This is a genomic window from Streptacidiphilus melanogenes (genome assembly GCF_000787835.1).
Lineage (GTDB): Bacteria > Actinomycetota > Actinomycetes > Streptomycetales > Streptomycetaceae > Streptacidiphilus > Streptacidiphilus melanogenes.
This window is the reverse complement of record NZ_BBPP01000004.1, coordinates 122,376-149,021: the sequence shown is the minus strand read 5'-3', so window position 1 is coordinate 149,021 and position 26,646 is coordinate 122,376. Positions and strand designations below refer to the sequence as shown.

General features: G+C 71.4%; 31 protein-coding genes. 17 read left to right on the top strand and 14 right to left on the bottom strand.

Annotated features, from left to right (window positions below):
* The first annotated feature begins 120 nt into the window (after positions 1-120).
* Both TR49_RS06350 and TR49_RS06345 read left to right on the top strand, forming a co-directional pair.
* Complete coding sequence (locus TR49_RS06350) at positions 121-1,692, top strand: AMP-binding protein (protein WP_042378152.1); 1,572 nt, start codon at positions 121-123, stop codon at positions 1,690-1,692.
* 78 nt (positions 1,693-1,770) lie between these two features.
* A complete protein-coding gene (locus TR49_RS06345) occupies positions 1,771-3,027 on the top strand; it encodes a GNAT family N-acetyltransferase (protein WP_042378151.1) in 1,257 nt (418 codons plus the stop codon).
* Between the two features lie 68 nt (positions 3,028-3,095).
* Here the strand turns inward: TR49_RS06345 and TR49_RS06340 are convergent, their stop codons facing one another.
* Together TR49_RS06340 and TR49_RS06335 are read right to left on the bottom strand one after the other, a co-directional pair.
* The gene (locus TR49_RS06340) at positions 3,096-4,325 is read right to left on the bottom strand and encodes a cytochrome P450 (protein WP_304941184.1); all 1,230 of its coding nucleotides are present in this window, start codon (positions 4,323-4,325) and stop codon (positions 3,096-3,098) included.
* Entirely contained in the window at positions 4,315-5,046 is a 732-nt protein-coding gene (locus TR49_RS06335; RefSeq protein ID WP_042378150.1) for a cyclodityrosine synthase, read from the bottom strand. The genes TR49_RS06340 and TR49_RS06335 overlap by 11 nt, the downstream gene beginning before the upstream one ends.
* A gap of 158 nt (positions 5,047-5,204) precedes the next feature.
* On the opposite strand from TR49_RS06335, the gene TR49_RS06330 reads away from it, so the two are divergent.
* Complete coding sequence (locus TR49_RS06330) at positions 5,205-5,960, top strand: GntR family transcriptional regulator (RefSeq protein ID WP_042378149.1); 756 nt, start codon at positions 5,205-5,207, stop codon at positions 5,958-5,960.
* A 185-nt stretch (positions 5,961-6,145) separates the two neighbouring features.
* Positions 6,146-6,637 carry a helix-turn-helix domain-containing protein gene (locus TR49_RS39675; RefSeq protein WP_084724614.1) on the top strand — a complete coding sequence of 164 codons (492 nt, stop codon included), beginning with the start codon at positions 6,146-6,148 and terminating at the stop codon, positions 6,635-6,637.
* 15 nt (positions 6,638-6,652) lie between these two features.
* Here TR49_RS39675 and TR49_RS06320 read toward each other — a convergent pair whose 3' ends face one another.
* Both TR49_RS06320 and TR49_RS06315 read right to left on the bottom strand, forming a co-directional pair.
* A complete protein-coding gene (locus TR49_RS06320; RefSeq protein ID WP_042378148.1) occupies positions 6,653-7,570 on the bottom strand; it encodes a hypothetical protein in 918 nt (305 codons plus the stop codon).
* 13 nt (positions 7,571-7,583) lie between these two features.
* Complete coding sequence (locus TR49_RS06315; RefSeq protein ID WP_236653241.1) at positions 7,584-7,967, bottom strand: peptidase inhibitor family I36 protein; 384 nt, start codon at positions 7,965-7,967, stop codon at positions 7,584-7,586.
* A 339-nt stretch (positions 7,968-8,306) separates the two neighbouring features.
* Here TR49_RS06315 and TR49_RS06310 point away from each other — a divergent pair, with 339 nt between their 5' ends.
* Positions 8,307-9,635 (top strand): S53 family peptidase, encoded by a 1,329-nt coding sequence (locus TR49_RS06310; protein WP_042378146.1) that lies wholly within the window; start codon positions 8,307-8,309, stop codon positions 9,633-9,635.
* Positions 9,636-9,675: 40 nt separating this feature from the next.
* Here TR49_RS06310 and TR49_RS06305 read toward each other — a convergent pair whose 3' ends face one another.
* Positions 9,676-10,020: a VOC family protein gene (locus tag TR49_RS06305; RefSeq protein ID WP_042378145.1), complete on the bottom strand. Its 345-nt coding sequence runs from the start codon at positions 10,018-10,020 to the stop codon at positions 9,676-9,678.
* Between the two features lie 108 nt (positions 10,021-10,128).
* On the opposite strand from TR49_RS06305, the gene TR49_RS06300 reads away from it, so the two are divergent.
* Positions 10,129-10,674: a hypothetical protein gene (locus TR49_RS06300; protein WP_152627098.1), complete on the top strand. Its 546-nt coding sequence runs from the start codon at positions 10,129-10,131 to the stop codon at positions 10,672-10,674.
* Between the two features lie 21 nt (positions 10,675-10,695).
* Here TR49_RS06300 and TR49_RS45265 read toward each other — a convergent pair whose 3' ends face one another.
* The 4 genes from TR49_RS45265 to TR49_RS06280 all read right to left on the bottom strand — a co-directional run bounded on the left by TR49_RS45265 (position 10,696) and on the right by TR49_RS06280 (position 13,920).
* Entirely contained in the window at positions 10,696-11,319 is a 624-nt protein-coding gene (locus tag TR49_RS45265; RefSeq protein WP_042378143.1) for a phosphonate degradation HD-domain oxygenase, read from the bottom strand.
* Positions 11,313-12,395: a 2-trimethylaminoethylphosphonate dioxygenase gene (gene tmpA, locus TR49_RS45260; RefSeq protein ID WP_042378142.1), complete on the bottom strand. Its 1,083-nt coding sequence runs from the start codon at positions 12,393-12,395 to the stop codon at positions 11,313-11,315. The genes TR49_RS45265 and tmpA overlap by 7 nt, the downstream gene beginning before the upstream one ends.
* Positions 12,396-12,641: 246 nt before the next feature.
* On the bottom strand, positions 12,642-13,412 hold the full coding sequence (locus TR49_RS06285; protein WP_042378141.1) for an SDR family NAD(P)-dependent oxidoreductase: 771 nt from the start codon (positions 13,410-13,412) through the stop codon (positions 12,642-12,644).
* 139 nt (positions 13,413-13,551) lie between these two features.
* On the bottom strand, positions 13,552-13,920 hold the full coding sequence (locus tag TR49_RS06280; RefSeq protein WP_042378448.1) for a hypothetical protein: 369 nt from the start codon (positions 13,918-13,920) through the stop codon (positions 13,552-13,554).
* Between the two features lie 87 nt (positions 13,921-14,007).
* On the opposite strand from TR49_RS06280, the gene TR49_RS06275 reads away from it, so the two are divergent.
* From TR49_RS06275 to TR49_RS06255, 5 genes are all read left to right on the top strand, one after another.
* Positions 14,008-14,424, top strand: a complete 417-nt coding sequence (locus TR49_RS06275) for a VOC family protein (protein WP_042378139.1) — start codon at positions 14,008-14,010, stop codon at positions 14,422-14,424.
* 153 nt (positions 14,425-14,577) lie between these two features.
* On the top strand, positions 14,578-15,123 hold the full coding sequence (locus tag TR49_RS06270; RefSeq protein ID WP_042378137.1) for a SigE family RNA polymerase sigma factor: 546 nt from the start codon (positions 14,578-14,580) through the stop codon (positions 15,121-15,123).
* Entirely contained in the window at positions 15,120-15,920 is an 801-nt protein-coding gene (locus TR49_RS06265) for a hypothetical protein (protein WP_042378135.1), read from the top strand. Before TR49_RS06270 ends, TR49_RS06265 begins: the two co-directional genes overlap by 4 nt.
* Before the next feature lie 198 nt (positions 15,921-16,118).
* Entirely contained in the window at positions 16,119-17,090 is a 972-nt protein-coding gene (locus TR49_RS06260) for a helix-turn-helix domain-containing GNAT family N-acetyltransferase (RefSeq protein WP_042378446.1), read from the top strand.
* Between the two features lie 52 nt (positions 17,091-17,142).
* Positions 17,143-17,601, top strand: a complete 459-nt coding sequence (locus TR49_RS06255) for a GNAT family N-acetyltransferase (RefSeq protein ID WP_042378134.1) — start codon at positions 17,143-17,145, stop codon at positions 17,599-17,601.
* Between the two features lie 61 nt (positions 17,602-17,662).
* On the opposite strand, the gene TR49_RS06250 is transcribed toward TR49_RS06255, so the two are convergent.
* Positions 17,663-18,424: a VOC family protein gene (locus TR49_RS06250; protein WP_152627097.1), complete on the bottom strand. Its 762-nt coding sequence runs from the start codon at positions 18,422-18,424 to the stop codon at positions 17,663-17,665.
* Positions 18,425-18,808: 384 nt separating this feature from the next.
* Here TR49_RS06250 and TR49_RS06245 point away from each other — a divergent pair, with 384 nt between their 5' ends.
* Entirely contained in the window at positions 18,809-20,053 is a 1,245-nt protein-coding gene (locus TR49_RS06245) for an IS4 family transposase (RefSeq protein WP_042378130.1), read from the top strand.
* Between the two features lie 188 nt (positions 20,054-20,241).
* Here the strand turns inward: TR49_RS06245 and TR49_RS45255 are convergent, their stop codons facing one another.
* From TR49_RS45255 to TR49_RS06220, 4 genes are all read right to left on the bottom strand, one after another.
* Complete coding sequence (locus TR49_RS45255; RefSeq protein WP_236653240.1) at positions 20,242-20,436, bottom strand: hypothetical protein; 195 nt, start codon at positions 20,434-20,436, stop codon at positions 20,242-20,244.
* 423 nt (positions 20,437-20,859) lie between these two features.
* Positions 20,860-21,411 (bottom strand): hypothetical protein, encoded by a 552-nt coding sequence (locus tag TR49_RS06235; RefSeq protein WP_042378128.1) that lies wholly within the window; start codon positions 21,409-21,411, stop codon positions 20,860-20,862.
* A gap of 822 nt (positions 21,412-22,233) precedes the next feature.
* A complete protein-coding gene (locus TR49_RS06225) occupies positions 22,234-22,677 on the bottom strand; it encodes an SRPBCC family protein (protein WP_042378127.1) in 444 nt (147 codons plus the stop codon).
* 92 nt (positions 22,678-22,769) lie between these two features.
* A complete protein-coding gene (locus tag TR49_RS06220; protein WP_042378126.1) occupies positions 22,770-23,681 on the bottom strand; it encodes a MerR family transcriptional regulator in 912 nt (303 codons plus the stop codon).
* Positions 23,682-23,910: 229 nt separating this feature from the next.
* On the opposite strand from TR49_RS06220, the gene TR49_RS06215 reads away from it, so the two are divergent.
* The 5 genes from TR49_RS06215 (at position 23,911) to TR49_RS06195 (ending at position 26,634) form a co-directional block, all read left to right on the top strand.
* On the top strand, positions 23,911-24,159 hold the full coding sequence (locus TR49_RS06215; protein WP_042378124.1) for a hypothetical protein: 249 nt from the start codon (positions 23,911-23,913) through the stop codon (positions 24,157-24,159).
* Positions 24,156-24,473: a DUF6879 family protein gene (locus TR49_RS06210; protein ID WP_052434051.1), complete on the top strand. Its 318-nt coding sequence runs from the start codon at positions 24,156-24,158 to the stop codon at positions 24,471-24,473. The genes TR49_RS06215 and TR49_RS06210 overlap by 4 nt, the downstream gene beginning before the upstream one ends.
* Positions 24,470-25,312 carry a helix-turn-helix domain-containing protein gene (locus TR49_RS06205; RefSeq protein WP_042378123.1) on the top strand — a complete coding sequence of 281 codons (843 nt, stop codon included), beginning with the start codon at positions 24,470-24,472 and terminating at the stop codon, positions 25,310-25,312. Before TR49_RS06210 ends, TR49_RS06205 begins: the two co-directional genes overlap by 4 nt.
* Before the next feature lie 287 nt (positions 25,313-25,599).
* Entirely contained in the window at positions 25,600-25,794 is a 195-nt protein-coding gene (locus tag TR49_RS06200) for a hypothetical protein (protein ID WP_152627096.1), read from the top strand.
* Between the two features lie 99 nt (positions 25,795-25,893).
* On the top strand, positions 25,894-26,634 hold the full coding sequence (locus TR49_RS06195; RefSeq protein ID WP_152627095.1) for a hypothetical protein: 741 nt from the start codon (positions 25,894-25,896) through the stop codon (positions 26,632-26,634).
* Positions 26,635-26,646: the final 12 nt, after the last annotated feature.

Genomic DNA, 26,646 nt, shown 5'->3' with positions numbered 1-26,646 from the left:
AGTCAAACTTGACGTCGGATTCAAGAACCTGCCGCGGTGGCCGTCCGACGTCTTGAACTCGACATTGGATTCATCTATACCGGGGTCAGCCGCACCGGACCGCCCTCCGGAAGGAGACCCATGACGAACGCCGCGCAGCCCGTGTGGGACCACGCCGCCTCCGCCCCCGACCGCACCGCCCTCTACGGAACCGGAGGTCAGTCCTGGTCCTACGCCACGCTGCGCGACCGCGCCCGCGCCGTCGCCTCCCGCCTGCGGGCCGCCGGGATCGGGCCCGGGGCGAGGGTGCTGCTGATCGCCCCCTCGGTGCCGGAGTTCGTCGCCGCGTACTACGGCGTGCTCTCACTGGGGGCGATCGCGGTCACCGCCAACACCATGGCGACCGCGCCGGAGCTCGAGTACATCGCCGCCGACGCCGGGGTCTCCCTGGTCCTCGGCTGGCACGCGGTCTCCCCCGCGCCGGCCGCCGCCGCGGCCGCGGCCGGCGTCCCCCACTGGCCGCTGCACCCCGAGCTCGACGACCTGGCCGCGCCGACGTCGGGGACGGAGTCGCAGCCGCAGTCGGAGCCGGAAGCCCCCGCCGCGGTCGCCGCCGAGGACACCGCCGCGATCCTCTACACCTCCGGCACCACCGGCCGCCCCAAGGGCGCGATGCTCACCCACGGCAACCTGCACGCCTGCGCGTCCATCTTCGAAGGCGTCCACCGTCTCGGACCCGACGACCGCGCGGGCACGGCGCTGCCGCTCTTCCACGTCTACGGCCAGGCGTGCGTCCTCGCCACGACGATGCGCGTCGGCGCGTCGCTCTCACTGCTCCCCCGCTTCGACCCGCGGGAGATGCTGGCGCTGATCCGCGAGCACCGGCTCAGCACCACGGCCGGCGTCCCGACCATGTGGAACGCGCTGCTGCACGCGGCGGCCGACGCCGACCCGGCCGACTTCGCCTCCCTGCGTCTCGCCTCCTCCGGCGGCGCGTCGCTGCCCGGCGAGGTCAAGCGGGCCTTCGAGCAGCGCTTCGGCTGCACCATCCTGGAGGGCTACGGGCTGACCGAGACCACCGGCTCGGCCACCGTGCAGGTGGCCGACCGGGCGACCACGGTCGGCTCGGTCGGCGCCGCGCTGCCGGGGTGCGAGATCGCCGTCCGCGCGCTGGACGGCACCGAGCTGCCCGCGGGCGGGATCGGGGAGGTCCACGTGCGCGGGCCGGTGGTGATGAAGGGCTACTGGGGCCGCCCCGAGGCCACCGACGAGGTGCTGCGGGACGGCTGGCTCGCCACCGGCGACCTCGGCGTCCTCGACGACGCCGGAGAGCTCCACATCGTCGACCGCAAGAAGGACCTCGTCATCCGCGGCGGCTACAACGTCTATCCGCGCGAGGTCGAGGAGGTCCTCTACGAGCACCCCGACGTCGTCGAGGCCGCCGTCGTCGGTGTCCCGCACGACCACTACGGCGAGGAGGTCGCCGCGGCGATCGCGCTGCGCCCGGGCGCGGTCGCCGACGCCGCGGCCCTGCGGGCCTGGGCCAAGGAGCGTCTCTCCGCCTACAAGGTGCCGCACCTGGTCGCCTTCGTCGACGCGCTCCCCAAGGGCGCGACCGGCAAGATCCTCAAGCGGGCCATCGACCGCTCCCTGTTCGACGGCGTCGCGGCCGACTCGGCGACCGAGCGCCGCGAGCGGCCGAAAATCGATTGACCCTGAGAGGTGTCGGCGCTGCACTGTGACGCGGCACCACAGGCCGTGGCGCCGCGTTCCGAGGAGGCAGCCGCAGCGATGGAGATCCGTGCCACGACCGACGAGGACCTCGACGTCTTCGTCAAGACCCTCCATGTGCCGTTCGGGCTCCACCCGGACACCCCGAACGAGGACGGCGGCGGCCTCTGGTGGTCGGCGATCGAAATCGACCGCGCGCTGCTGGCCGTCACCGACGACGGGCGGCCGGTCGGGACCGCCGCGGCGTACACCTTCGAGCTGACCCTGCCCGGCGGGATGCTCGCACCGGCCGCCGGGGTGACCGCCGTCGGCGTCGCGCCCACGCACCGACGGCGCGGCGTGCTCACCTCGATGATGCGGCGCCAGCTGACCGACCTGCGGGCGCGCGGGGAGTTCCTCTCCGTGCTGCTGGCCTCCGAGGCCCCGATCTACGGCAGGTTCGGCTACGGACCGGCCACCTACACGGGACGGATCACCGTGCCGCGCCACCAGGGCGCGCTCGCCGCACCGCGGGCGCGTGGACGGGCGGACGCCCCGGCGCCGGGTTCGGGCACCGGCGCTGACGGCGGATCGGGCAGCGGCTCGGTCGAGGTGATGCCGCGTTCCGAGTGCGGCGAGATCCTCGAAGCGGTCTACGACCGGTACCGCCGCACCCAGCCCGGGGCGCTGTCCCGGCCGCACCGCTGGTGGGCGCTGCGCGCGGGACAGCCCCCGATCGCTCCGGCGCGGCGCTACGTCGCCGTCCACCGCGACGCCGACGGCGTCCCGGACGGCTACGCCAGCTACGCGCTCAGCGACGGCACGTTGACGGTCGACGAGACCATCGCGGCCGAAGACGCCGTCACCACCGCCCTGGTCGGGTTCCTGCTCGGCCACGACCTCGTCACCGAGGTCGCGTTCAAGCACTTCCCGCCGGGCCACCCGCTGCGCTGGCAGTTGGCGGACTTCACTGCCGCGAAGGTGAGCAACGACTCCGAGTGGCTCTGGGTCCGGCTGCTGGACGTGCCGCGCGCGCTGACGGCGCGCGGCTGGTTCAGCGACGGCGAGCTCGTGCTCGACATCGACGACCCGTTCCTCGGCGAGCACGGCCGCTACCTGTTGACCGTCCGGGACGGCAAGGCCGAGTGCGCCCCGACCGACCGGGAGCCGGACCTGTCCCTCGACGTGCGCGACCTCGGCGCGATCTACCTGGGCGGCACCACGCCCAGCACGCTCGTGCGTGCGGGCCACATCCGGGCCCACCGCCCCGAGGCGGCCCTGCTCGCCGACGTGCTGTTCCGCGCCGAGCGCGCCCCGCACTGCCTGCACTGGTTCTGACCTCGAATTTCCGAGCGCCTGTTCCGGGCCCCTCAGGTGCCCGGAACAGGCGCTCGGCAGCGGACGAGCTACCACATGACCGGGAGCCGCTCCGGCAGGCGCTTCATGTAGCCGGTGCGCCACACCAGTTGCTCGATCGGCACGGCCAGCTCCAGGTCCGGCATCCGCTCCAGGACCGTGGTGACGGCGATCTCCGCGTGCCTGCGGCCGAGCGCCGTGGCCGGGCAGTAGTGCTGGCCGCCGCCGAAGGAGAGATGGGCGGAGCTGTTGGTCCGGGTGAGGTCGATCGCGAGCGGGTCGGGGAAGGCCTCCGGGTCGTGGTTGGCGCCCTCGACCAGGACCAGCACCAGCTCGCCCGCGCGCACCAGCACGTCGCCCAACCGGACGTCCTCCAGGGCGAGTCGGGGCAGGCCGTCGCCGATGGAGAGGTTGACCCGCAGCAGTTCCTCCACCGCCGCCGGCACGAGCTCCGGCTCCGCCCGCAACCGCACGCACAGTTCCGGGTGCTGAAGCAGCGTCACGAACGCCATGGTGAGGAACCCGGCCGTGGAGACGACGCCCGCGCCGAACATGGTGACCCCGACGGTCGCCAGCATCTCGTCCGTCAGGTGGTCGTAGTCGCGGTCCAGCCGCAGCGCGGCCAGCTCCGCCATCAACCCGGTGGTGGCCGGGTCGTCCAGACGCTCCGTCATATAGGCGATGTCCCGGTCCCAGTTGAGCTTGGCACCGGCGATCGGGCAGGCGGAGTTCATGAACGCGATGTCCAGGCTCGCCGCGAGCCGCGGCGCGTCCGCGAGCGGGATGCCCAGAATGCGGCAGTGCATGGCCTCCGAGTACGGGTTGGCGAAGCCCTGCCGCAGGTCGGCGGGCGCACCGCTCGCGACCAGGCCGTCGACGAGCGAGGCGGCCTGCTCGCGCATCCACGCCTCCAGGCCCGGGGCCTTGGGGTTGATCGCCTTCAGCACCGCCTTGCGCAGCCCCGCGCCGGTGATGTTGCCCATGTTGTTGACGACCTCCGGTGGGATCGTCAGCGCGTACTGACGCGGCACGCCAGGAGCGGAGGTGTCCTTCAGGCTGAACCGGCGGTCCTCCAGCACCTGCTTGCACAGCGCGTGCGAGGACACCAGCCAGGCCGGGTCGCCCGCGATGGTCCGCACCCGCCTGACGGGCTCCGCGCGCAGCTCCTCGACCTCGTCCGGGAGCCGGTCGCCGCGCCAGGAGAACGGGAAGCCAGGAAGCTCGCCCAGGTCTCCCGGATCGACCGCGGTCGTCTCGCTCGGCATCGTCTCAAGCGGCATTCTGGTGTCCCCCTTCGGCGGCGGCCGGCGTCACGATCGCGTGGCCCTGGTTGCGTGAGGCGCGCAGGCCGGACCCGCGCGAGTAGAGCAGCTCCGCGAGCGGGAGCAGCTGGTGGTAGCAGTTGAGCGAGGACGGCACGTCGAGGATCGCCGGACTGTCCAGGAACAGCGGCGCCTCCGCGCAGATGTAGCGCAGGCACACCTCCCGCTGCTCGGCCGTGGCCTCCCGCCCGTCGGCCAGCACCTTCGAGGCGAGGTAGGCCCCGACCAGCTCGTCGATCACCGCGCGGAACTCGGCGTCGGTGTCCAGCCGCTGCCGCAGCTCGTCGTGGAGAAGCCGGTAGGCGCGGTTGTGCTGGAAGTCCGACATCGCGTGGGCTCTGATCCGGCCCCGCCCGTCGTCGGTCTCCTCGACGGCGGCGCGCACCTTGGCCCGCACACCGCGCAAGTTCTTCACGGCCTTGCGCCGGGCGTCGTCCGGACCGTACCCCAGTGCCTCGTACATCTCCGCGACGAACAGGTCGGTGTAGACGAGATCGACCTGCCGGAAGTTCGCGAGGCCCCAGCGGGCGAGGTCCAGCAGGCGCGCCTGGGAGAAGTAGCTGTTTCCGGGCGACACCCCGACCACCGCGTGGTCGCCCTCGGCCTGGATCAGGGCGCAGTGCGCCGTATAAGGCCTGACGTGGAATAAGGTCTCGGTCGCTGTCTGCAAGATCTGCAAGAGAGGGAGCGTCCTTCGCGTCACTAGTCCCGAGGAGCCTCGTGCTCCTGGTGTGGCGACGACACGCGCAGTCAAACTTCCCACACGCTCCGTTGTCAACGCCTGTCCCGTGAGTTGAGATCCGCACCCGAACCGCCGGGCATGGGATCATCGTCCGCGTGGCGAACACGCAGAGAACAGCGCGGTACCGGGAGTTGGCGGCGGCCCTGCGCGCGGACGTGCTGAGCGGCGTCTACGGCGAGGGCGGCCGCCTGCCGAGCGAGGAGGCCCTGGCGGCCTCCCACAGCGTCTCGCGCGGCACGGTCCGCCAGGCGCTGGCGCTGCTGCGCGCCGAGGGCGTCGTCACCTCCCGGCGCGGCACCCGGCGTGTGGTGCTGGAACAGCCGCGTGTGCAGAGCTTCGCGGAGCTGTCCAGCTTCACGCGCTGGGCGCGTTCCCTGGGCGAGGATCCGGGCGGCTCGGTCCTCGACCTGCGCTGGCGCGAGGCGGACCCCGTCGAGGCGGACCGGTTGCGCCTTCCGGCGGGCGCCCGCGTGCTGTGGGTGCTGCGCCTGCGCACGCTCGGCGGGGAGCCGGTCATGGTCGAGCGCACGGTCTACCCCGAGCCGGTCGGCACGCTGGTGGAGGCGATGCCGTCGGACGCCGTCTCGGTCACGGAACTGCTGGAGGCCGCGGGCGTCGTCCTGGCCGACGCGGACCACACCGTCGACCTCACCCTCGCCGACCCCGACGACGCCCGCCTTCTCGGCTGCGCCCCCGAGGCTCCCCTGCTCCGCGAGCGCCGCCGCACCAGCGATCCGACCGGCGTCCCGGTCGAGTGGTCCGAGGACCGCTACCGCGCGGGCACGGTGGCCTTCACCGTCCACAACTCCCTCGCCGCCACCGCCCTGGCCCGCACCCGCAGCGAGCCCTAGCGGACCTCGGGACCAGGTCGGCGCCCGCCGTCTCACGCCATGGGTGAGACGGTCTCAAAGCGCAGGTCACCGGGCCTGCTGGTGCGAGAAATTCTCATGAACGCCGCCTGGCGGCAACAAAAGGATGTTCACGGAGCATCGAGAAGAGAGGATGCCATCACCGACGTGCTCAGGGGGAAAGCCACATGGAGATCCAGTCCGTGGACCGGGCCGGGCAGGCTGCCGCATTACAGCTCGCACGCGAATTACAGTTGCTCAAGCGCGCCTCCGGGCTGAGTTACGCCCGGATCAGTCAGCGGACGCACTACGCGAAGTCGTCGTGGGAGCGCTGGCTCAACGGCAAGCGGCTGCCACCGCGCTCCGCGGTGGAGAGCCTCGCGCGGGCGACCGGCGGGGACGCCGAACTGCTCCTGGATCTTTGGGATCTCGCCAGTCGTGACACCACCGGCGCGGCCGGGGCGGTCGCGACGGCGCAGCCGGCCGGGGAGGCCGGGACGACCGGGCTGCTGCGGGTGATCGTCCGGCCCGTGCGCGGGCTGCTCGACGGTGTGACCGGCGTGCTGGGCGGCCCCGGCCGGGGCCCCTGCATCGTCATCGAGTGGCGGTACGAGCAGTCGGCCGACCGCGGCTGGCGCGGTCGGCTCTGCCTGTCGCGTGAAGCCGGCGAGCCCGACTGATCTGCCGGGCGGCGGTCACCGTCCGCCGCCGGCCGGTGTGCCGGTCGCCAGGGCCCGGCGCTGCAGGGCCTGGAGCTCGGCGAGGTCCCCGGCGTGCGAGGTGATCGCCGCCCGCTCCGCGTCCTGCTGCGACGCGGCCACGCTGTCGGCCAGTCCGGCCGTCGCCTGGCATTCGGCGTCCGCCTCCGCCAGGTTCAGTTCGAAGCCGACCATGGTGTGGATCCGGGCGGGGTCGTGCGAGGCGAGGGCCGGCCTGAGCCGCGCGCTGACCGAGCTCAGCGGGTCGCTCAGGCTGCCGGCCGGCTGACCCGCCGCGGACATGCAGGCCTGCCAGCGCCGCTGCGCGGCGAGAAAGCGCGGATCGGCCTGGACGGTCGTGACGACCTGGTTGCTCAGGATCTGCAGGGTGTTGAAGAGGCGGTAGTACTGCGCGCCGTAGAGTTCGACCACCGCCCGGGTCGCGCAGGCGTCCGCGTTGTAGAAGAACTGCCGGTGGCCGGGCATCGTCAGGTAGACGCGGTGTGCGGTGGTGCCGTCCAGCGCCGCCTTCCATGCGGCGCTGCCGTCCTCCGCGGCGTTCGCGTCGACGAACGGTCGCGCGTCGAGGGCCGAGCTGGTGATCCCGAATCCGTCGTTCCGGGCCTGTTGCAGGGTGAGCAGGCCGTACGGGTTGGCGTCGGCCGTGTGGTCCGAGTCGGACAGTGGCTGTGGCCGGTAGACGAATCCACGCGCCCGCATGCAGGACGCGATGCTGGTCTCCTCCATGGTGTGCAGGAGGAGCCGTTGCCGGGGGTCGTAGTAGGTGACGCCGTGGAAAGGGCGGGGCTGCGCTTGCGGGGCGGCGGACTGGGTGGTGCTGCCGGACGCGTCGCATCCGGCAGCACCCAGACCCAGGAGCAACGCGGCGAGCACGAGGCGGATCCTGGACTTCATCGATACGTCAGCGTCAGTACGTGCACCAGTAGTTGGACTCGATGTGCGGCAGGTTGCCCGCCGAGACGTCGGTCCAGCCGGTGCCGCGGTCCAGGTGCATGACCCCGCCGCCGTGGTAGGTACCGGGGTAGACGTCGACGTTGCAGCTGTTGCCGTTGTTGAACAGCGAGCCGCCGGCCGAGTTGTAGAAGTTGGCGTACATCGTCAGGTCGTCGTTGTTCTGGTAGACCTGCTGCACGCCGTGACCCGAGGCGGACGTGTAGTTCGTCAGCCAGTACGCACACAGCGCACCGGAGTTGCAGCCCGCCGGGGCCGCGTTCGCCGCCGGGGCGGCCACGAGGCCCCCGAGCGCCGCACCCGCGGCGAGGGCCAGAGCGGCCATTCCTCGCTTGAACACGATTCGTCTCCCATGGATCGCATGAACGAAATCCGAGCCGACCGGCTGGCTGCCGGGCTCGACAGCGACAACTCTTGTCCGCTGCAGTCGAGTTGGTCGACAGTCCCCGGCCACGCCGGGACGTTCGGGGCTTCCCACGGCGCTGACCTGCCGATTGGGACGCCCCGATCCCTGCCTGGGACGCTCACTGCAGCACCTCTCTTGACGTAGCCGGTCCCTGGTGTGACGGTTGCACCCATGTCCTAGTCATGGACACAACAAGCAGTGACGAATCGTCATCCCGTCGTGCGCCGCCCCTACGGTCCGGCGGCGGGCGCTCACTGAGAGGAAACCGCTGTGATGAACCTCCGTAAGGCCGGCATGGCGACACTGGCGGCCGGAGCGGTGGCTGTCGGCCCGCTCGTCCTGCCGGGGGGCGTGGCGCAGGCGCAGACCACCCCGAGCCCGAGGATCGGTTCGGTCGCGACCCTGCCCAGCCCCCAACTCGCGAACCGCGGCACCACCCGGGTCTGCGCCGGGATCGCCCGTGACCGGTGCATGGCGGAGGTCGTCACCACCGCCCCCGGCTCGAGCAAGGCGCTCGTGACCGGCAGCCCCGCCGGCTACGGTCCGGCGGACTTCGCCGCCGCGTACCACCTGCCGGCCGCGACCGTGGGTTCGACCAACACCATCGCGATCCTCGACGAGGGCGCCTTCCCGACCCTCGAGACCGACCTCAACACCTACCGCGCGCAGTACGGGTTACCGGCGTGCACCGCGGCCGACGGCTGCTTCAAGCAGGTCGGGGAGCACGGCGGCGCGCCGCTGGCCCCGGGGAAGACCGCCAACGAGAAGGACTTTGACGAGCAGGTGGGCCTGGAGACCGCGCTGGACGTCGACATGGCCTCCGCTGCCTGTCCGACCTGCCACATCCTGGAGATCACCGTCAACCGGGACCTCACCACCAGTGAGGACAAGGCGGCCGAGGACTTCGGCGTCGCGATGAACACCGCGGCCTCGCTGGGGGCCTCGGCGGCCAGCGTCAGCTACCAGTTCGACCCGGACGCGACCCTCGACCTCGGACAGGCAGCCCGCGACTTCTACCACCCCGGCATGGCCATCACCGCCTCCTCGGGCGACGGCGGCTTCGAGGGCACGCCCTCCGGGTGGCCGCAGAACCTGCCGACCGTGACCTCCGTCGGCGGCACGGCGCTCTACCGCACGCCCGGCGCCGACCCGAGCGGCTACAGCGAGGTGGCCTGGGACGGCTCCGGCAGCGGCTGCGCCGCCGAACTGCCGCCGGCGCTCGGCCAGCCCACCGCCATCTCGGCCGACTGCGCAGGCCACCGCGGTGGATCGGACATCTCCGCCGACGCCGACCCGACCACCGGCGCGGCCGTCTACGACGACTACACCCCCTTCAGCGGATCCCAGCTGGGCTGGCTTGCGGTGGGCGGGACCAGCGAGTCCAGCCCGTACGTCGCCGGCCTGTACGCCCGCGGCGGCCACGTGGCGGAAGTCGAAGGCCCCGACTCCCTCTACGCCGCACCGTCCTCGGCGTTCAACGACATCACGGCCGGTCAGAACGCCGCGCCGAACAGCGGCTGCACCGTGCTCTGCATCTCCGGCCCCGGCTGGGACGGCCCGACCGGCCTGGGCACGCCCAACGGCCTGGCCGCCTTCCAGTAGCCACACACACCCGGGGCCGCTCCCAGGCGCCTACGCCGTCTCAGTCCTGCGGCACGCCGCCGAAACCGAGCTCGTTGCCGTCGGCGTCGCGGTAGACGACCTTGCGCGCGCCGCCTGGGTACTGCTCCCGGAACGCCGGCTCGACGCCGCGGCGGGCGATCGCCTCGACGCGCGCGTCCAGGTCGTCGACGAGGACCGTCTGCACGGCGTGGCCGGCGTGCTCCGGGTTGCGGCGGATGTAGAGGTAGCGGTGCTCGGCGAGCTCCCAGACCGCCTCGGTCTCGTTGGGGTGGAAGGCGGGCTCGGCCCCGAGCACACGCGAGTACCAGGCCACGGCCTCGTCGTGGTCCCGGACGTAGATCCCCGCGAACAGGTCGATCGCCATCCGCCCACGCTAGCGCGCCGGGCGGGCCGGTCCCGGCGCCTCGCCGAAGGACGTACACGGTAGGCTCCGGCGACCGACCCGCCCACTCGATTGGACCGCACGAGCGACATGACCAGGCCGCACCGCACCCGCTTGTCATCGCCGGTGGGAGCCGCGCTCGCCGTCACCGTGGCAGCCCTGGCCTCGGGCTGCTCCGGGACGGGCGGCGCGGCCGCACCGGCGACGCACCGGGCGGCCGTCGCCGCCACCGCGTCCGCCACGGCCACGCCCGCCCCGGTGTCCGCCACCCCGGAGAACCTTCGGGCCGAGGGGTTCACCACCATCTACCAGCAGGTCGGCAACATGTCCGGCTCCCTCGGGTTTCCCGAGATCCCCCACATCGCCGCCGGCACGCTCGGCATGTTCGCGCGATGCACCGGGACCGGCAGCGTCACCGTGGAGATCGACGGCCTCACCCGTTACGACGTCCAGTGCGGCGACCCTACGGGCGAGTTCAACGAGGACAGCTACCTCGAAGCCCATGACGACGTGCACGCCCGGGTGATCAGCCACACCACCGGCCGCTGGGCCTTCGCGCTGGGCTGGCACGCCGGCAGCGACGCCCCGACCGGCGACGCGGGCACGGTCGCCGACCCGGACACGGACGGCGGCTGACCCCGGGTCGGCGGACGGCCGCTACGCGTTCCCGCCGTCCGCAGGTGAGCCCGGTGAGACCGCTGGGTCCGCTGGGTCCGCCGAGCTGAGTACGGCCAGTGACGTCAGCAGCTCCCGGTAGTGGTCGAAGTCCGGCACCGCCACGGACGCGTCCTTCGCTGCGTCGTCCCAGCGCCGCAGCCGGACCGCGTCCTTGGCGAAGGGCTCGGCGTCGAACGCGGTCGCCTCGGCCGGGCTCATCGGGCCGCCGTGGACCGAGAGGGTGTGGACCGAGGCCGGTGAGAGGCGGGCGAAGTAGTCCGGCTCCACAGCGCACAGGTAGCGCTTCGCGGCGACATGGAGCCGGATCGGCTCGGTGACGGCCGCGCCGAACCACGGGGAGAGCCAGTCGGCGCCCTGGCGGCTGTGGCGGTTGTCGCGGGCGCCGGACATGAGTTCGCGGCCGTGGACCGCCCCGCGGAAGTGCCCGACGTCGTGGAGCAGCGCGGCGGCGACCAGTGCCGGCGGCGCTCCCTCGGCGGAGGCGAGGGCGGCAGCCTGGAGCATGTGCTCCGCCTGGGTCACGTCCTCGCCGAGGTAGTCGTCCGCGCCCTCCCCGGCGAAGAGTGCGGCCAGGGTGTCCACGATCTGGTGCGGCGTCAGCATGGCTGCGCCTCCTTGCGGCGCAGCACGGCGACGGTGCTGAGCAGGCCGTCGAGGTCCGCGTAGCAGCCCTGGAGGTGGCGGGCGCCGCCGCGGGCGAAGGCTGTGCGGGCGTGCAGCAGGCGGGTGTTGTCGAAGACGAGGCAGTCGCCGGGCCCGAGCTTGAAGGTGAGCTGGCGCTCCGGGTCCAGCAGCAGGCGTGCGAAGGCGCGGTAGCCGGCGTAGAAGGCCTCCGTCTGCGCCGCCGGGAGGCGGAGCGTGCCGAGTGAGCGGTTGTTGAACCGCACCTCCCGGATGCGGCCCGCCGGGTCGGTGGCGATCAGCGGGCTGTGGGCGCTGAGCTCGGTGACGTCGTCACGGAAGGCGAACGGCACCTGCGTGCCCGTCAGCGCCGCGAACGCCTCGACGTCCGACTCACGCAGCGCCGCCGCCGCGGCGAAGCCGTCGACCAGCCCGGAGTCGCCGCCCTCGGCGTCGTTGACCAGGCAGTGCAGCAGTTGGAGCGTCGGCACCGGGTCCCGGTAGGGGTTGTCGGTGTGCGGGGTGATCGCGACGTTGGTGAAGGCGAGGTTGTTCGGCCGCTCCTCGACACGCACCTCGAACTGCGTGCCGTAGTTGGTCTCGCGGACGAACCCGAAGGTGCGGGCCACCTGCTGCGACTGGCCGTCACGGACGGGGACGCCGCGCAGCAGGCAGAAGCCGAGCCGCGCGACGGCCTCCAGCATGCGCAGGCGCTCGGCGTCGTCCGCGAGGTAGGCGGACCAGGTCGTCTCGGGGAGGCCGTCGGCCAGCGAGGCCGCACTCCCCCACAGGTCCTTGGCGTCCTCCGTGCGCGGGTCGGGATCAGCGGCACGCTCGAGCCACTGGGCCGTGTAGCGGGAGACGTGACCGTCGGGGGCCCAGACCACCTCCCACCCGTTCGCGCTCGCCCCGCCTTCGAGCGGACGAGCGGTCCCGACCGCGAGCTGCTCGGGCAGATCGGTGATCTGGTAGAGCTTCTGGCCGGTCAGCGGGTCGCGGCAGTCCGCGCAGGTGCAGTTGTCCCGCAGCCACAGGGCGGGGACGTCGGTCGGCAGCATGGGTCCTCGATTCGGGTCGGACCGGGTCGGATCCGTCAGGCTCAAAAGTTGTATAGCCAACTTTCGCCCGGCCCCGTCCTCCAGCGCAAGGAACGGCCGGGTGAACGCAGGCCGAACCGGATGCAAAGCATCAAGGTCCGGTCGACACTGCGGCGTTCAGGGGCAGGCGGCCCTCGGCGCACACCCGGGGCGGCGGCCCGCACCAGGCTGCCTCCGATCCCCCGGGTGCGCGGCCGTTGCCTCGCCTCAGCTCCCGAGCGGCCTCAGCCGCAGAGCGGCCATACCGCCGTCGACGGCCAGGACGGTGCCGGTGGTCGACCCCGAGGCGGGCGAGGCGAGGTAGGCGACGGCGACGGCCACCTCGTCCGCGCCGACCAGCCGTCCGTGCGGCTGCCGGGCCTGGAGCGCGGCGCGCTCGGCGTCCGGATCATCGGCGGCGTCGAGCAGCCGACCGATCCACGGGGTGTCGACGGTGCCGGGGTTGACGCAGTTCACCCGGATCCCCTCGCGGACGTGGTCCGCGGCCATGGCCAGGGTCAGCGACAGGACCGCGCCCTTGCTGGCGCTGTAGAGCGCGCGCTGCGGCAGCCCGACGGTGGCGGCGGCCGAGCAGGTGTTGACCACGGAGGCGTGTGCGGAGCGCCGCAGGTGCGGCAGCACGGCGCGGGTGACCCGGGCCAGGCCGACGACGTTCACGTCGAGCACCTGCTGCCACTGCGCGTCGTCGTTGTCCTCCACGGTCCCGGCCGCGCCGACGCCCGCGTTGTTGACCAGGATGTCCAGCCCCCCGAGCGCGGCCACGGCCGCGTCGACCGCCGCCCGCACGGACGCGTCGTCCCGCAGGTCCGCGGTGAACCCGTGCAGAGGCTTCTGCACCCTGTCGACGGCGAGGTCCAGCACGGCCACCTCGGCCCCACGCCCGGCCAGCAGCCGCGCCGTCGCCAGCCCGATCCCGGACGCCCCTCCGGTGACCAGGGCCCGCAGACCCCCGAACTCGCTTCCGCGGAACTCGCTCATCCACGCACTCCTGACGAACAATCGGGCACCCCGCAAGGCACCGCACGAACAGGCGCAGGCGGCCTTGAACTCCCCACCCCTTCCCTCCCGGAAACCCCTCTCCCGGAACCCCGCGCTCACCGCGACGCGACAGGCGTCGCTACTCCTCGAGGTACCGGTACCGCTCCCCCGGGTCCAGGATCGCGACATCACCGCCGTGGACCCGCCACTCCTGCGTGCCCCCGGTCTCGTGGCTCACCACGAAGAGCCCCCTGACCCGGTCGTCGTCCTCGTCGGACACCGGTATCCGGGCGATGGCGCGGAGCCGGTCGAGGACCGCGCCGACGTTCTCCTGACGCATGTCCGCGCCGAAGAACACCAGGCTGGTCCACATGCACCGGCGTTCCGGGAAGGTCCAGCCGCCCGCGTAGAGGAAATCGCCGTTCTCCGCGTCGGTGATCTCCGCGATCCGGGCGAGTTGCACGCTGTCGCACTCGAGCCAGCCCCTCACGGTGGCGTAGACGGCCACGTTCACCTCCTCGTCGAGCCCGCGAGGGCGGGCGGGGTCGTGGGATGATCGTGCCCGAACCCCGACGGATGTGAGGGAGAGACCCGGGTGACGGCCGAGGAATCCGGTGTGCGTGAGCTGCGGCTGGTCGTCACGGCCGAGGACTACGACGCCGCGCTGCGGTTCTACCGGGACGTGCTGGGGCTGCCCGAGCGTGGGGCGTTCTCCTCGCCCGACGGGCGGGTGACGATTCTGGAGGCCGGGCGGGCCACGCTGGAGATCGCGGATCCCGGGCACGCCGCCTTCATCGACGACGTCGAGGTGGGCCGACGCGTGGCGGGCCACATCCGGGTGGCGTTCCAGGTCGACGACTCCCCCGCCGTGACGGCGCGGCTCGCCGAGGCCGGGGCGGAGGTGCTGGCCGAGCCGACCAGGACGCCGTGGAACTCGCTCAACTCCCGCCTGGAGGCTCCCGGCGCCCTGCAGCTGACGCTCTTCAGCGAGCTCGGCGAACCCGGCGCGTGAACGCGGCCCTGACCTGGCACGCTGACGCGGACCGGCACCGCACCGAGAATTTCTGAAATCTCCCGGCCGACCCCCAACCTGACGGCCTGCCCACCCCATCAACAGGGGTGGAAGCGAGCAAGGCGCGCAGGGCGACTGACGGGGGATGCAAGGGTGCACAGGGACGATCCGGAGCTGCGGGAGTTCCTCAGCCATCGGCGACACGCACTGCTGCGCAGCGCCTACCTGATGTGCGGGGACACGCACGCCGCCGAGGATCTCGTGCAGACGACGCTGATCAAGGTGGTCATGGCCCGGCGCGGGCGGCGGCGGATCGAGCATCTGGACGCCTACGCCCGGCGCACCCTGGTGAACACCTTCATCGCCTCGCGACGACGGCTGTGGCACCGGGAACGACCGCACGAGCAGCTGCCGGACGCGCCCGCGCCGGGCGGCGCCGACGCGGATCTGGGCCTGGCGGTGCGAGCCGCCCTGCAGCGGCTGGCGCCGCGGCAACGGGCGGTCCTGGTGCTGCGGTTCTTCGAAGACCAGAGCGTGCACGCGACCGCCGAACTGCTGGGCGTGTCCGAGGGAACGGTGAAGAGCCAGACCGCACGCGGTCTGGAGGTGCTGCGCGCGACGTTGCGCCATGTGGTGGGCGACGCGGTGGGCGAGGTCGTGGACGAGGAACTGACGCACATGCACGGGGTCAACCGATGACGGACTACACGGTGAGGGAACTCATGGACAAGGCTCTGGACGGGCTCCGGCCGCCGAGCGAGGACATCACGGAGGCGGTGCTGGCGCAGGCGACGCGCCGCCAGCACCGCAGGCGGGCAGGCGCGCTGGTCGCGACCAGCGCGGGCCTGGCGCTGGTCGCCGGACTGGTGGTGATGCTGCCGCACACGGCGAACGGGGCGGTCGGCGCAGCGAAGAAGCCGGGACCGGTCAGCGTGACCACGAAGCCGGCGGCGCCGCATCCGCTGGAGGACCCGGCGGCGGTGGTCAAGAGCCTGCTGCCGCCCGGCATCGGCACGGTCACGAAGATCAAGGACCTGCCGCCGACGCCGATGCCGCCCGGCATGCCGAAGTCGACGGTCTACCCGAAGTCGCGCTTCGACGGCACCTACGTCATCACCAAGGACGGCCGTTCGGCGGCGATCGTCATCAACTCCTACGACCCGAAGGCCCGCCCGCCGCAGTACGCCTTCGGGCCGGACGAGGCGAGCTTCTGCAACGACGACCCGGTGTCGTGGCACTGCACCTTCACCCCACTGCCGGGTGGCGCGTCCCTGCTGGCGGACAGCGAGCCGCCGGGCTCGTACGCCGAGCGCACGGGTGAGGTCAACAGCGCGTCGGTCTCCTACCCGGACCGGCGGATGTTCTCCGTCATCGCCACCTCGGACACCATCGGCCTGCGGCACGGCATCGACTTCGGCAGCCCGTGGGGCAGGACCCCGGTGCTGGACCGGGCGCAGCTGGCGGCGTTCGCGGAAAGCCCCGTCTGGTTCGGCTGAGCCGACGAAGGCGGGCGGGCATCGGTCGGCGGGCGGCTCGGGGGAACGCCCGCCCCACCGATGTGCGTGCACGCGCACGCAACTGCACGAGGAGACGCGCCAGGTCTCCTCCCAAGCCCTTGTGCGCCGCGGGCCGGGCGCGAATACTTGATCTGGAGCATGTACCAGCGCAAGCACTCTCGCAGGCAGGTGATCGCCATGGGTCCCCAGCAAGCCGCGGTGGACGAGGTCCGCGAGTTCAGCCGGTTCTTCACCCGGGTCCTCGGGGTCCTGGACTACGCCGGACGGCTGGAGTCGACGTTCACCCTCGCCGAGGCCCGCGTGCTGTACGAGCTCGCGCGGCGCGAGCGCGCGACCGTCGCCGACCTGCGGGCGGAGCTCGGCCTGAGCGCCGCGTACTTCAGCCGGATGCTGAGCCGCTTCGACCAGGACGGGCTCGTGGTCCGCTCCGCGCACGACGTGGACGCCCGCTACCAGCAGGTCTCCCTCACGGAGGCCGGGCGCGCCGAGGCCGCCCGCCTGGACGCACGCGCCCGCGAGGCCGTCACCGCGCTGCTCGCGGACCTCTCCCCCGCCCGGCTCGGCGAGCTGACCGGGTCCCTGCGGACCGCCCGCGCGCTGCTGTCCGGGTCTCCGGGCGGCCCCGACAAGCCGGTGATCCGTCTGCGCGACCCGGAGCCGGGCGACCTGGGCTGGGTGGTCGCCCGCAACGGCGCGCTCTACGCCCGGGAGTTCGGCTTCGACGCCTCCTACGAGGCCCTGGTCGCCCGCATCGTCGCCGAGTACGCCGCCGACCACGACCCGGCGTGCGAGCGAGGCTGGATCGCGGAACTGGAGCAGCCCGACGGCAGCCGCCGTCCCGTCGGCGCGGTGTTCTGCGTCCGCGACCACGCCCCCGACACGGCCCGGCTGCGCCTGCTCCTCGTCGAGCCCGACGCGCGCGGTCTCGGCATCGGCGAGCAACTGGTCTCCGCCTGCGTGGACTTCGCCCGCGAGACCGGCTACCGCGAGCTCGTCCTGTGGACGCAGAGCAACCTCACCTCCGCCCGCCGCATCTACCGCCGCGCGGGCTTCGAGCCCTACGCCGAGACGCCTCACCACAGCTTCGGCCGTCGCCTGGTCGGCGAGGACTGGCGGCTCGCCCTGACCGACGACCAGGAGCGCCGGTAGCCCCGGCCGTCCGCCCGACCCACTGTCACAGCCGAGGGGCAGGATGGGCCCCATGGTGGAGATCAGCTTCCTGACCGAGTCCGACCGAGCCCGTTGGGAGGTGCTGGCGCGAGGCAAGGACGCCTACTTCGACGTCGAACGCGGCGCGGACAGCTACGACCGGACCTGGCGGCGCCTGCTCGACGACGATCGGATACGCGGGGTCGCCGCCCGGCTGGACGGAAGGATCGTCGGCATCGCGCACTACCTGTTCCACGCGGGGGTCTGGTACTCCGACAAGTGCTACCTGGCCGACCTGTTCGTGGACGACACGGCGCGCCGACGGGGTGTCGCGACGGCGCTGATCGAATGGGTCGCCCGGGACGCCGAGCAGAACGGCGCGCCGGGGCTGTACTGGAACACGCTGGAGGACGCCCCGGCTCGCGCGCTGTACGACAGGGTGGGCAGGTTCCACGAGGGGTTCATCCTCTACACCTACCGGCGCGAACGGGCCCACCGTCTCGCCGAATGAGGCGGTGGGCCCGGGTCCGGCTCAGCCCGCGCGGGCGACGATCAGCCCGCGCGGGGGGCGATCAGCTCCCGCGGGGGGCGAAGACGCCGAAGGTGGCGCCCTGCGGGTCGCGGATGACGGCGAGCCGCGGCCCGTTGTCCATCTCCACGTCCACCGGACCGTGGACGACCTCGGCTCCGAGCTGCCCGGCCTTGGCCGCGGTCGCGTCCACGTCGCCGACCAGGAAGAACGGGTTCCAGTGCGAGGGAACCTCGGGCGGGAACATGTCGCCCATCTCCATGACGCCGCCGAACATGGTGTCGTCCAGCCCGACCATGGGGTAGTCCTGGTGCGGCCACACCTGCCAGTTGAGGAAGGTCCGGTAGAACTCCACCGCGGCGCTCCGGTCCTTGGTGGACAGGTCGATCCAGCTGAGCGAGTTGGGCTCCTCGGCCACGCCGAAGCCGCTGAACTTCCTGCTCTCCCAGAGCGCGAAGGGCGCCCCCGTCGGGTCGCTGAGCAGAGCCCAGCGGCCGAGGTCGCCGACGTCCATCGGCCCCATCCACACCTGCGCGCCGGCACCCTTCGCAGCCTCGGCCGCGTCGTCGACGCCAGGGGTGGCGAAGGACAGCAGCCACATGACCGGCTGCTGCGGGTTCATCAGCGGGGCCACGGCCGCGGCGGGCCGCCCGTCGAGGGAGAAAGTCGTGTAGCCGCCGTACTGGGGGTCGGGGTCGGTCTCGGCGGTCCAGCCGAAAAGCTGACCGTAGAACTTCTGGGCCGCTTCCGAGTCGCGTGCGCTCAGCTGCGCCCAGCAGGGGGCGCCAGGGATTTTTCCGATCACCTTCAACGCAGTTCCTCTTTCGATGTCTCGATATCTGCCGAAGGGGCGGGCCTCCGATCCAATCCCCGCCCGGGAGCCGACGCCACTCGACACTCCAGAGAGCAGAATTAATTCGCCTTTCGCCTTGAGCTCGTCACACGATCTCGCGGGTCGCTGCAGGTCAGCTGTCACCGGTACGACGATTGAGCCGTCTGTGAGGACGTGAACCTCAAGGGGCGCGGCAAGTAGCGGAACGAAAATCAGCGGTGGGCCCCGGGCTCTTCCGAGATCACAGATCAACCCGGTTCACGCTCGGACTCCTGCAACGCCAGCACCTCGTCCCACACATCTCCGCCGTCGGCCCAGGTCCCAATGCCACGTCAGTCGCACGGCTAGGGTTGCCGCATGGCTCAGGGGTCCGTGCAATCGGATGGTCCGGTCGCACGACCAGACCAGGTGTCGTTGGGGGTTTTGGTTGCGGCGGTGCCGCGCTTCAAGGTCGATGAGGCCGCCGCTGTATGCGGGGTGGCCGAGCAACGCCGCGGCGGAAAGCTCCCCCCGCATGTCACCGCGTACCTGACGATGGCGCTGTGCCTGTTCTCCGACGACGCGGCCGAGGAGGTCGCGCAGAAGGTGACCGGGTCGCTGTCGGCGTTCGGTGTCTGGGACGCGGCGTGGGAACCGCCGACATCCTCTGGGATCACCCAGGCGCGTAAGCGCCTGGGCCGTGACGTGCTCCGTGAGACGTTCTACCGGGTGGCCGAGCCGGTGGCGAACAGCGAGACCCGGGGCGCGTGGCTGCGACAGTGGCGTCTGACGGCCATCGACGGCTTCGACCTGGACGTGCCCGACTCGCCTCAGAACGCAGCCGAGTTCGGGTACGCGGGCAACGACCTTTCGCGCTCGGCCTTCCCCAAAGCACGGGTGGTAGCCGTGGTTGAGTGTGGGTCCCACGCGTTCATGGACGCCGAGGTCGGCCCGTGGAGCCGCAGGGAAAAGACGATGGCCGCCTCGCTACTGCCCTCGATCTCCAGTAACTGGCTGCTGCTGGCCGATCGCTGCTTCTACAGCTTCGCCGCGTTCAGTGCCGCCGCGCAAACCGGGGCCGCACTGTGCTGGCGGGCGCCAACGCAGCTGTCCCTGCCGATTCTCAAGGTCCTGTCCGACGGCACGTACCTCTCGGCCCTGGTCGACCCCGCGATCCGCGGCCGACAGCGGGAGGAGCTGCTGGACGAAACAAGGTCGGGGGTCAAGCCGGACCCCGTCGCGGCCCACGTGGTGCGGGTCGTGGAGTACGACGTCCCGGACCGCGACGGGCAGGAACGGGTCTGCCTGATCACCAACATCACCGATCCCGATGCCGCCTCGGCCGCCGAAATCGCCGGCGCCTACCACCAAAGATGGGAGGAAGAGACGGCAAACGGGCAGCTCAAAAGCGTCCTACGCGAGCCGGGGAAGGTACTGCGATCCAAGAGCCCGGACCTGGTCCACCAGGAGATCTGGGCCTACCTGCTGGTCCACTACGCCATCAACTCCCTGATCTGTCAGGCCGCGACCGGCGCCGACATCGACCCGGACCGGGGCAGCTTCCTGAGGACCGTCAACATCGTCCGCCGCACCGCCACCGGCACGGCGGCGTTTCCCCGCTGAACGTTGGGACGCCGTGACTACCGAGATCCTGGCGACGCTCGCAGCACGCCGAAACCGCAATCCCGAACGGCGCCACCGCAGCTACCCGCGCGTCGTCAAACGCACCCGCCACAACTCCTACCGAGTGAAGAGATCGACCGGCACCGGTACCCGCCATACCGGTCCCCCCAGCCGCAAGTTCGCCCTGCTCAGCGCCCTTCCCGGCGCACCAAGATCAACTTAGGCTTCGTGGCACTGGCCCAGGTCCACAGCCACTGGCGCAGCGAGGACGCCGCGTACCGCAGGCCGTCGTGGGGGTCCTCGCCCCAGTCCGGTTCCCAGCCGTCCGCATTCCACAGCAGCACTGGGTGATCGACGGCTGAAAGCGAGACGTACCACTCCATGGTGCAAGCCGCCGCCGGTCAGGAAGAACCAGGATTTCGGGAGTGCCCATTGCGCACACGCCGCGTGGATGGTCGTCGCGCACGGCCAGTCCGGCCTGTGCCAGCCCGGGATACGACGCGGCGTCAGTGACGCAGCCCGCCTTCCAGCCCGAACCCTCCGTCGCCGATCTCGGTGTAGAGGCACCTCAGCAACGAGGGTAGCGCGTAACCGAGTTCGCGTTCCGCGCGTTCGACCTCGGTCATCGTGAGCAGCAGGAAGGGCCGCTCCGGGAGGCAGCCTCGGGTGTGCCTCCTGCCCTGGGGGCCCCACGCGAGGTGCGCGCAGCCTCTCCACAAGTTCGTCGTCTTCCGCCACGGTGCGGTGGGAAGCAACCGGCATGATCCAGAACTGTAGTTCGGCGGGCTGACACCCGGGGCGGCAGGTCAGAGGACTGTCCACGCGTCCCAGGGCAGCCAGTGCGAGAGATCGTCGAGGGCCTCGACGGGATAGAACATCGGTCGGGTGACCAACCGGTCGCCGTTGCGCTGAACGTTGATTGTCACACCCAGGGATTCCGAGGCGGGAACGCCGGCGCCCATGTACGTGAGCTCGGTGTACGGCGGGCGGGCGTCGGCACGGTCGAGCATCCACTGCTCCAGCTCGGACGGTACTCGTCCGACCAGCGCCGTGCCGTCCGCGAAGACCTGCGGCCCGCACAGTGCGTCGATCACCACGCCCGCAAGTCGCTCATCGCGGTAGTAGAGGTGCAGGCCGAACTCCTGATAGCGGCCCTCGATGACCGTCCGGGCACTCCCGGTTCGGCCCGTCCGCCACGTATGCCGCTCTGCTTCCGATGTGACGTCGCTCATCACGTCCCTGACCTCGAGCGGACTCATGTCGAACCGCAGCGGGCCCACGCGCGTGAAAGGTTCCGACGTCCACTGCTGGCGCTCTTCTTCCGGCAGCACGTGCCACCACCCCTTGAACATGATCACGGAGTCTAGGTGTCCGTTTCCGAACCCGCCTGCACGCAAGTCTGAAGTCGCCTGCGGGGCAGTTCACGGCAGCGCTCGGGAGGGTTCATCACCTTGGTAGACGTAGTCGTGAAACGGGGCTTGGCGCCCACAGCCCGGCGCAGATAGGCGAGTCGGCGCATCACTGAGCCAGCGCTGAACATGTTCAAATAGTGCGGCACGATAGCCCTCGTCAGCTGAGGACGTCGAACGGATTGCGGGAGCGTGATCGTGCCGGGGGTTGTGCGTGTCTCCGGAGTCTGCCTCCTGACGGCCGGCATCCTGTGGGGCGGCACTGCCTGCGACAATGCAGGCAGCCCGCCGACATTCGTCACCAAAGGCCAACTGCTCGGCACTTGGAGCGCAGCCTCCGGGGCCCGGATGACCCTGTCGGCGGACCACACTTTCACGGCGACCGGCCTGGACCTGACCGTCCTCGACGCACAGTGCAGCTCTTTGCCCTCAGGCGCTAAGTGGGAGTTCGTCGTGCCCCTTCCAGGTGACTCGAGTGGCAACACCTACTGGGGCGACGCCTCTGCGGCACGAGGGCAGAGCTTCGCGGTGGATCTGGGTTCCGGCCAGTCGCCCTCCTGCCCAGGCTGACCGGTGAGATCCGGCGTGACGCCGCTGGGTTCAACGTCTGCCTGGTCGCAGACGGGGACGAGGGCTGTACTGCCAATGAGCTCTTTCGCCGTTCGTAGTCAATAGCAGACCCAAGAGGCCTGGTGCCGAGCAAGATCGCATGACGGGCTCATGTCGCTTTTCGACCGCCTTCCAACGCAACCGCCCGATGTGGCTCGCGGTTCAGCCCCGGCCCGTCTCGAGCAGCCGCTTGAGGCGGGCCAGGTCCTTGGTGTTCGCCCGGCGCATCGCGGCGGCCATCATCGGCGCGGCCACCTTCGCGAACCCCGACGGCTCGCCGCGGTTGCGCAGGGTCATCCGGGTGTGCGTCGCGTCGACGGCGTCCCAGGTGTAGGTGGTCTCCATCGGGAACGGGCCCTGCTCGGTGCGCATGACCAGGCGCTCGGGGCCGTACTCGACGACCGCGTAGGTGTAGCTGAGGGTCCGTCCCATGAAGTTCGCCACGAAGTCGAGCTTCGAGCCGACGCCGAGCGGCGGACGGGTCCTCCACCGCACGGAAGTGATGTTCTCGTACCACTCGGGCGCGTTGTCGGGGTTGCCCGCGTATGCGGCCACCTCGTCGCTCGGGCGGGCGATCACGGTCTCGGTCAGCACGTCGACGGGCACGGTGCACTCCTGCGGTCACTCGATCCCTGAGGCCCCACGGGCCATGGTGCCGGATCGCCCGCCGCCGGAACGGCGACGCGCCGGAACCGCCGTCATGCGTGCGCGAGCTGCACGGCGAGCGCGGAGCTGAGCCAGTCGTTCACGGCGCCGAGGGTCGGGGTTGCCGGGGTCAACTCAGCCGCCAGCTCCCAGTAGCGCCGCATGGCCGGGTGTTCGCCGGCCGCCAGGGCACGACCGAGTTCGCGGCGGTATCCCGGAGAGTCACGGCGGCCGTGCGCGCGGGCGTGAGCACCGACGAAGCAGTCCAGCGCCTCGCCCGCGGCGGGGTCGCACCCGTCGAGGAGGTCGGGCACGGCCAGCTCGTAGGCCTCGCGCAGGCCGTCGTACAGCAGCTCCGGCCGCGGCGGCGCGGGCCGGTGCTCGGTCAGACAGGCGTCCGCAGCCGCCCCCGTCAGCTCGTGCAGCTGTGCGAACGCCAGCACCTGTGCGGAGGACGGCTGTTCGGGCAGCGGAGGCACGGCCGCGTCGACGATCGCGTCCGCCAACCGGGCGGGAAGCCGCAGCGGCAGCAGACGACGCCAGTACCGCACGAGCGTGTCCGTACCCGGCGGCGTCCCCAACGCGCCGACCAGACGCAGCAGTTCCGCTCGCTCGCCGGGAGCCGACTCGTGCAGCAGCCGCAACGCCGCCTCTCTCCAGCGCAACACCGCCATCTCGGCACCGAGCACCTCCAACTGCCGTGCCACGACGCCCTCGAGCCGCTCTCCCTCCCGTTCCTTCTCCAGAACGACGCGCGCGACCTCCGACAGCGGCACGTCCAACGCCCGCAGCGACCGGATCAGCCGCAACGTCTCCAGCGCCTCCGGCCCGTAGCGCCGGTGCCCGCCGCTGCTGCGCTCCACCTCGGGCAGCAGCCCTTGGTCGGAGTAGAAGCGCACCGCCTTCACACTCACCCCGGCCCGCGCGGCGAGCTCCCCGATACTCAGCAGGTCGTCCGGCAGCAAGACCTCCCCCTCCCAGTCAGGCCGATCCGCCCTCCGAGCCTAGCGACATCCGGGTTCGGCCCGCGGTCGGCCGCGCCCGGGGAGCTGGGGCCGAACGTGTCCCTCGCGGTGATGGCCGTCGGCGCGCCCAGGCCGACGAAGCGCCGCCCTGCGGACCGGACAGGAGTCGTCCGGCCGTGTGACCTCCGCGGAGCCGGGCAGCCGCCCGGTAACCCGAGAGGAGGTCCCCATGGTCGGATACGAACTGCGTGGGCAGCACATCGATCTGCAGGACTGCGATCCTCCGGGGCTGTGGCACATCGTCGAGGCCGGGCGCCTGCGCGCGCTGTGCGGGCACACCGTCGACACCGCGGCCGCGGCCCGGCCCGTCGCCGAACTGGGCGACATCGACCCCGAGTGCTGCTGCGACCCGTGCGAGCAGATCCACCGTCGAGCGGCCGGCCGGCCGTTGAACGAGGACTGGCTCGGGAGCCGTTGACGGGCTTCTGTGCACGGCCAGGTTTCGGGACGCGATCGCCGGTCAGACGCCCCAGTTCCCTGGAGAGCCCGGAGGACATCCGGATCCTGACCCGCGCCAAGGCTAAGGAGCTGAACCTGCCGGACGACGACATCTGGATCTTCGACTCGAAGACGATCGCTCGACTGATCTTCGACGACCAGGACCGCACGCTCGGGGTGGAGGTCACCGCGGATCCGGCCGAGGTCCTCCGGGTCTGTCAGATCCGGGACGCCGCCCGGCATTTCGCCGTACCTGCGCACGACTTCGCTGCGGCGCTACCGTCGGGGGCATGAGCACCGACTTCCAGCGCGCGAGGACCGCCCTCGGAGCCCGGCTCCTGGAGCTGCGCACCGAGGGCGGTCTCACCGGCAGGCAGCTCGCCACCCGGCTGGGGTGGACGCAGTCCAAGGTGTCCAAGCTGGAGACCGGGAAGCAGACCGCCACGCCGGAGGATCTGGCGGCCTGGGCGGAGGGCGTCGGGAAGCCGGGCGCGGCCTCGGAGCTGAAGGCGCGCTTGTTGGGCGCGGAGTCCTCATACCGTTCCTGGCGGCGGCAACTCGCCGCAGGACACCGGCCTCGGCAGGACGAGGGGATCGAGCAGTCCCGCAGGACCTCTCTGACGCGGGCGTTCGAGTCCGCCCGCGTGCCTGGCCTGCTCCAGACGCCGGACTACGCACGGGCGTTGCTGACGATGGCTGCCGACTTCGCCGGCTCCCCCAAGGACACGAAGGAGGCCGTGCGCGCCCGCATGCGCCGCCAGGAGGTCCTGTACGAGCCCGGCCGGGCCTTCGAGTTCATCGTCTGGGAATCGGCCCTCCACGCCCGCGTGGCGGCTCCGGCGGTGATGGCCGCCCAGCTCGACCGGCTCACCGGCTTGGTGGGGCTCGACACCATCAAGTTCGGCGTGATCCCGCTGTCCGCACCGCTACGGCGGACGCCCGCGCACGCCTTTTGGATCTATGACCGGGATCGGGTCATCGTCGAGATGATCAATGCCGAGATGTGGCTGGATGATCCAGCGGACATCGCACGGTACGAGAAGGCGTTCGCATGGCTCGCCGAGACGGCCGTCTACGGCCAGCGGGCCCAACGGGTCATTACCGCCGTCCGGGCTTCCCTCGGGCGCAACTGAGCTTTCAGAGCATCACCGGGGATCAGCCCGCCGCCCAGGAGAATCACAGAGAATCACCGCCCCGTTGGCGAATCAGGGCTCCCTACGGTCTGTCACATGGCCGCCACCGCATCCTCCACCGCTGCGGGCGCTCCACCCGCCCGCCCCACCCCTGACCGAGCCGTCGACCGCGCCCTCTGGGAACGCCTCCGCCGTGTCGCTTACCTTGGCCTGCTGCTGCCCGAAGGGTTCGCACTCCTCGACGAGTTACATGATCTCCACCCCGAATGGCGGGAGGAGTGGTGACCGTGGCCAACGACGCGCCGCAGGCGTTCGGCCACTGCATCGGCTGCGGCGGAGCCCGCAAGCTCGGTCGGCTGATCAACGAGGTCGACACCAACTCCGGTGCGGGGTGGACCAACGTGCAGTGTCCGGACTGCGAGGAGCAGGGCCGGGGCCTACCGCCGGTCGGGCCGTGGTCACCGCGCCGGTATCAGCTCTGATCGCACTGACGACACGTCATGGCAATGTCGGCCCATGCCACTTTGCATATCTGCCACGCTACCTCCACAACTTCAACACGACCGGCAAGGAACGCATCCATGACCACGCCACCCTGGGGCCAGCCCACTCCGCCTCCTCACCAGGTCGCGCCGCCGGTTCCGGGGATGAGCGCGCGAAGGAAGGGCTGCCTCGGCTGCGGTGGTGCAGCCCTCGGCGTCTTCGTCCTGCTGGTGGTCGTCGGGCTGACCGTCGGGCCGAAGAAGGGCGCTGCCACAGCAGTCTCCCCCGCGGGCCCAAGCGTGACCATCACGCTGACGCCCACGCAGCCGGTCAGCCGTCCGGCATCGCCGACAGCGAAGCCAACGCCAACCGCGAAGCCGACGCGGACGGCCGCCTCTGCTCCGCACCTGGCCCACGGCCCGCAGCACGGTCTGAGCAACTGCGTCATCACCTTCAAGGACGCACAGATGGGGGCGGGGACGTCGACGTTCACGGTCTCGGTGCTGGACGACTCAGGGCAGGCCTACCCGGTCTCCGACAGCGCCAACGACACCGTGATGTTCGAGATGACCGTGGCGGACATCAGCGGCGGGCAGCACTCCGTCTCCGAGAACTTCGGCAGCGGCTCCCGCACGGCGGCCGACAACCCCGGCGGCTCGGACTGGTTCACCGTCAACCAGGGCGACGTGGAGGTCAGCGCGGACAACGCCCACGGCATGCTGACGGCGACCGTACAGGAGCCCCTCTCGCAGGTGGCGAGTGTCAAGGGCGATATCACGGTGATGGGCAACAACGACAACTCGCTGGCCACAAAGGACTGCGCGGTGCGACCGTCTTAGGGGTAGCCCCCT

Bases quoted from the DNA above. Each gene is read 5' to 3' on its own strand.
- TR49_RS06305 (WP_042378145.1), bottom strand. From the start codon at position 10,020: ATGGCGATCGACCTGTTCGCGGGGATCTACGTCCGGGACCACGACGAG.
- TR49_RS06205 (WP_042378123.1), top strand. From the start codon at position 24,470: ATGAGCACCGACTTCCAGCGCGCGAGGACCGCCCTCGGAGCCCGGCTC.
- TR49_RS06350 (WP_042378152.1), top strand. From the start codon at position 121: ATGACGAACGCCGCGCAGCCCGTGTGGGACCACGCCGCCTCCGCCCCC.
- TR49_RS06255 (WP_042378134.1), top strand. From the start codon at position 17,143: ATGGTGGAGATCAGCTTCCTGACCGAGTCCGACCGAGCCCGTTGGGAG.
- TR49_RS06310 (WP_042378146.1), top strand. From the start codon at position 8,307: ATGAACCTCCGTAAGGCCGGCATGGCGACACTGGCGGCCGGAGCGGTG.
- TR49_RS45265 (WP_042378143.1), bottom strand. From the start codon at position 11,319: ATGCTGACGCCGCACCAGATCGTGGACACCCTGGCCGCACTCTTCGCC.
- TR49_RS06215 (WP_042378124.1), top strand. From the start codon at position 23,911: ATGGTCGGATACGAACTGCGTGGGCAGCACATCGATCTGCAGGACTGC.
- TR49_RS06245 (WP_042378130.1), top strand. From the start codon at position 18,809: ATGGCTCAGGGGTCCGTGCAATCGGATGGTCCGGTCGCACGACCAGAC.
- TR49_RS06285 (WP_042378141.1), bottom strand. From the start codon at position 13,412: ATGAGCGAGTTCCGCGGAAGCGAGTTCGGGGGTCTGCGGGCCCTGGTC.
- TR49_RS39675 (WP_084724614.1), top strand. From the start codon at position 6,146: ATGGAGATCCAGTCCGTGGACCGGGCCGGGCAGGCTGCCGCATTACAG.
- TR49_RS06260 (WP_042378446.1), top strand. From the start codon at position 16,119: ATGGGTCCCCAGCAAGCCGCGGTGGACGAGGTCCGCGAGTTCAGCCGG.
- TR49_RS06320 (WP_042378148.1), bottom strand. From the start codon at position 7,570: ATGAAGTCCAGGATCCGCCTCGTGCTCGCCGCGTTGCTCCTGGGTCTG.
- TR49_RS06345 (WP_042378151.1), top strand. From the start codon at position 1,771: ATGGAGATCCGTGCCACGACCGACGAGGACCTCGACGTCTTCGTCAAG.
- TR49_RS06340 (WP_304941184.1), bottom strand. From the start codon at position 4,325: ATGCCGCTTGAGACGATGCCGAGCGAGACGACCGCGGTCGATCCGGGA.
- TR49_RS06195 (WP_152627095.1), top strand. From the start codon at position 25,894: ATGACCACGCCACCCTGGGGCCAGCCCACTCCGCCTCCTCACCAGGTC.
- TR49_RS06300 (WP_152627098.1), top strand. From the start codon at position 10,129: ATGACCAGGCCGCACCGCACCCGCTTGTCATCGCCGGTGGGAGCCGCG.
- TR49_RS45255 (WP_236653240.1), bottom strand. From the start codon at position 20,436: ATGGAGTGGTACGTCTCGCTTTCAGCCGTCGATCACCCAGTGCTGCTG.
- TR49_RS06265 (WP_042378135.1), top strand. From the start codon at position 15,120: ATGACGGACTACACGGTGAGGGAACTCATGGACAAGGCTCTGGACGGG.
- tmpA (WP_042378142.1), bottom strand. From the start codon at position 12,395: ATGCTGCCGACCGACGTCCCCGCCCTGTGGCTGCGGGACAACTGCACC.